Below are 3,798 nucleotides of genomic sequence, written 5' to 3'. Positions count from 1 at the left end.
ACAGAGCAAAAACTGCTGCGCAGTTTCTTGATCTGTCCCGCAAGGTCTCAGGAAGTGCCGGCGGCCGCGGCTTCGAGCAGGTTGATCTTCTTCGGGATCAGCCCGAGCGCGAGGAAGGTGTCGGCGATCTGCTGCTGCTCGCCGAGGATCGCCTTGGTTATCGGCCCGGTGCCGAACTGGGTGCGCGACACCGACAGTTCGACCACCGGCTGCGGCAGGCCCCACAGGCCCGCGAGTTCGGCCGCGAAGGCAGCGCGGTTGGCCTGGGCCCATTGGTCGACCTTGTCGAGCTCCTCGATCAGGACCTTGATCACGTCGGCGTTCCTGCTCGCATAGTCGAGCGACGAGAAATAGAAGCCCCGGTTGCCCACCACGCCGGTGGCGTCGGCAAGAAGCCGGGCGTCAAGCGTCTTCTGCGCCGCGGCCAGGAACGGGTCCCAGATCACCCAGGCGTCGATCGAGCCCTTCTCGAAAGCCGCGCGCGCATCGGCCGGCGGCAAAAAGACGACGTTGACATCGCCGTAGGCGAGGCCGTTCTTCTCGAGCAGCTTGACCAGGAAGTAATGAACGTTGCTGCCCTTGTTGAGCGCGACCTTCCTGCCCTTCAAGTCCTTGACCGACTGGATCGTCGAGGCCTTCGGCACCAGCACCGCCTCGGACTGCGGGCGGGGCACGGTCGCCACCACGTAAGCCAGCGGCGCCCCTGCCGCCTGCGCGAAGATCGGCGGCGCTTCGCCGACGTCGCCGAAGTCGATCGAGCCGACGTTGAGCGCCTCGAGCTGCACTGGCCCGGCCGTGAACTCGGTCCACTTGACGCCGACGCCCAGCGGTGCAAGGCGCTTCTCGAGCGTGCCGCGGCCCTTGAGCAGGCTCAGGTTGCCCTTCTGGTTGCCGATGCGCAGCGTGCGCACCGGGGCTTGGGCGAATGCGGAAAGCGTCGGCAGCGCCAGCGCAGCGGCGCTGACTTGAAGAAGTCGTCGACGAATCGATGAATGCGGGTTCATGGTGATGATTTCTTTCGGGCAAAGGAAGTCCGGCGCCGCAAAGGCGGCGTTTCGAATCGGGAACGGGGTTCTTGAAGAAAGGCGGTGCCGCGACGGACGCCAGGCGGCTCAGACGCTACATCGCACGCGCGAGAACTCGACCGCCTCGAAGCCCCAGACCGGCGCCAGCCTGAGGCCTTCGCTGGCCAGCGTCTCGACCGCATCGTCGAGCCGCTGCGCCAGGTCGGACTGCAACTGGTAGGCGCCTTCGGGCTGCAGCGTGACCTGGCCGTCGGTCGCATAGACGCCCGGCAGGATATGTCGCGCCGCCAGCGATTGCAGCACCGGACGCAGCGCATAGTCGAGCGCCAGCATGTGGTGCGGACTACCGCCGGTGGCCAGCGGCAGCACGGTCTTCCCCTTGAGCGCCGACTGCGGCAGCAGGTCGAGGAAGACCTTCAGCACGCCGCTGTAGGCGGCCTTGTAGACCGGCGTGGCGATCACGACGACGTCGGCGCGCTGCAGCTGCTCGACCGCATGCTGCACCGACGGGTGCGAGGCTTCGCCGAGCAGCAGGGCATGCGCCGCCAGTTCGCGGATCGCGAGCCGCTCGACCGGCACCGCGCGCGCGGCGAGCCGCGCCGCCACCGCATCGAGCAGCACCGCCGAACGCGAGGGCGCGGAAGGACTGCCGGCAATCAGGAGAACGGACATCGTTGACCTTGCCTGCTGTTACTTCAGCTTCGCCAGGTAGATCTGGTCGAAGGAGCCGCCATCGGCGAAGTGCGCCTTGTCGGCCTTGGCCCAGCCGCCAAAGGCGTCGTCGATCGTGAACAGCGTCAGCTTGGGGAACTGGCTGGCGAACTTGGCCTTGGCCTTGTCGGAGGTCGGGCGGTAGTAGTTGCGGCCCGCCACGTCCTGGCCTTCGTCGGAGTACAGGTACTTGAGGTATTCCTCGGCCACGGCGCGCGTGCCCTTCTTGTCGACCACCTTGTCGACCACGGTCACGGTGGGCTCGGCCAGGATGCTGATCGAAGGCACRACGATGTCGAACTTGTCGGGGCCRAATTCCTTCAGCGCCAGGAAGGCCTCGTTCTCCCAGGCCAGGAGGACGTCGCCGACGCCGCGCTGGACGAAGGTGATGGTCGAGCCGCGGGCGCCGGCGTCGAGCACCGGCACGTTCCGATAGAGCTTGCCGACGAATTCCTTGGCCTTGTCGTCGCCGCCGTACTTGCGCTTGGCGAATTCCCAGGCCGCCAGGTAGTTCCAGCGGGCGCCGCCCGAGGTCTTGGGGTTCGGCGTGATCACCTGCACGCCGGGCTTGACCAGGTCGTCCCAGTCCTTCAGGCCCTTGGGATTGCCCTTCTTCACGAGGAAGACGATGGTCGAGGTGTAGGGGGCCGAGTTGTGCGGCAGCCGCTTCTGCCAGTCGGGCTTGACCAGGCCGCCATGGGTGACGAGGGCATCCGTGTCGCCGGCCAGCGCCAGGGTCGCGACATCGGCGTCGATGCCGTCGATGATTGAGCGCGCCTGCTTGCCTGAGCCGCCGTGCGATTGCTTGATCGTCACGTCCTGACCGGTCTTGGCCTTCCAGTACTTGGCGAAGACCTGGTTGTAGTCGACGTAGAGCTCGCGCGTCGGGTCGTAGGAAACGTTGAGCAAAGTCACGCCTTGGGCAAACGACGGCATTGCCGTCAGGGCGATGCTGGCTGCGGCGGCGGCGCCGAGAGAAAGCTTGATAAAGTCGCGACGGAGGCTCATGGTCTTGTGCTCGTAATGGGCATAACGCTGAAGCCACGTATTCTGGATACGGCATATGGAATCGGGAACAACTGAGTTCTCACTTCCAAATAACGAAATCAACTAAGACACCCAAAGGCACCCAAATGGCACGCATGGTCCAGTGCATCAAGCTCGGCAAAGAGGCCGAAGGCCTCGACTTCCCGCCCTACCCCGGCGAACTCGGCAAGCGCCTGTGGGAGAACGTCAGCAAGGAGGCCTGGGCCGCCTGGCTCAAGCAGCAGACGATGCTGGTCAACGAGAACCGCCTCAACCTCGCCGATGCGCGGGCCCGCCAATACCTGGCGCGGCAGATGGAAAAGCACTTCTTCGGCGAGGGCGCCGACGTCGCGCAAGGCTACGTGCCGCCGCCCGCATCCTGAGTTCCGGGTTCTCGCGCGCCATGGCCGAGCCCGTCGACTGGCGCGCCGACGGCATTCCGCGCAGTGCGCGCTTCGATGACATCTACCACTCCGAATGCGGCGCGCCAGCCCAGGCGCGCCACGTGTTCCTGGGCGGCTGCGGCCTGCCCGCCGCCTGGGCCGGCCAGCCGCAATGGCGGATTCTCGAAACCGGATTCGGTTTCGGCCTCAATTTCCTGACAGCCTGGCGCGCCTGGCGCGAGGATCCGCAGCGGCCGCGCCTGCTGCATGTGGTCTCGATCGAGGCTTTTCCGGTGGCGCGCGACGATCTGCTGCGCGCCGCCGGCGCCTATCCTGAACTGCTTCCCCTGGCCCAGATGCTGGCGGCGCAGTGGCACGGCCTGCTGCCGGGCTTTCATCGCCTCGCTTTCGATCAGGGACACGTGCTGCTCACGCTCTGCATCGGCGACGTGCAGGCGATGCTGCGCGCCCAGCGCTTCGAGGCCGACAGCATCTTTTTGGACGGCTTCAGCCCGCAGCGCAATCCGGCCATGTGGTCGCCCGACACGCTCAAGGCCGTGTCGCGCTTCGCCCGCCGCGGCACCCGCGTCGCCACCTGGACGATCGCGCGTGCCGTCTGCGATGCGCTGGCGCAGAACGGCTTCCAGCTGACC

General features: G+C 66.4%; 5 protein-coding genes. 2 read left to right on the top strand and 3 right to left on the bottom strand.

Annotated features, from left to right (window positions below):
- Positions 1–47 precede the first annotated feature (47 nt).
- The 3 genes from AC1DY5_RS46185 to AC1DY5_RS46175 form a co-directional block, all read right to left on the bottom strand.
- On the bottom strand, positions 48–1,004 hold the full coding sequence (locus tag AC1DY5_RS46185; protein WP_478121091.1) for a sulfonate ABC transporter substrate-binding protein: 957 nt from the start codon (positions 1,002–1,004) through the stop codon (positions 48–50).
- Between the two features lie 108 nt (positions 1,005–1,112).
- Positions 1,113–1,697, bottom strand: a complete 585-nt coding sequence (gene ssuE / locus AC1DY5_RS46180) for an NADPH-dependent FMN reductase (RefSeq protein ID WP_478121090.1) — start codon at positions 1,695–1,697, stop codon at positions 1,113–1,115.
- A gap of 18 nt (positions 1,698–1,715) precedes the next feature.
- The gene (locus tag AC1DY5_RS46175) at positions 1,716–2,744 is read right to left on the bottom strand and encodes a sulfate ABC transporter substrate-binding protein (protein ID WP_478121089.1); all 1,029 of its coding nucleotides are present in this window, start codon (positions 2,742–2,744) and stop codon (positions 1,716–1,718) included.
- A gap of 125 nt (positions 2,745–2,869) precedes the next feature.
- Here AC1DY5_RS46175 and AC1DY5_RS46170 point away from each other — a divergent pair, with 125 nt between their 5' ends.
- A complete protein-coding gene (locus tag AC1DY5_RS46170; protein WP_442283175.1) occupies positions 2,870–3,145 on the top strand; it encodes an oxidative damage protection protein in 276 nt (91 codons plus the stop codon).
- Between the two features lie 20 nt (positions 3,146–3,165).
- On the top strand, positions 3,166–3,798 hold a 633-nt coding region (mnmC2, locus tag AC1DY5_RS46165; RefSeq protein ID WP_478121088.1), incomplete at its 3' end, for a tRNA (5-methylaminomethyl-2-thiouridine)(34)-methyltransferase MnmC2.

The organism is Variovorax sp. P4_D9, from assembly GCF_056401695.1.
Note: the sequence above shows the minus strand (reverse complement) of the source record. Positions and strands in the feature narration are given on the sequence as shown.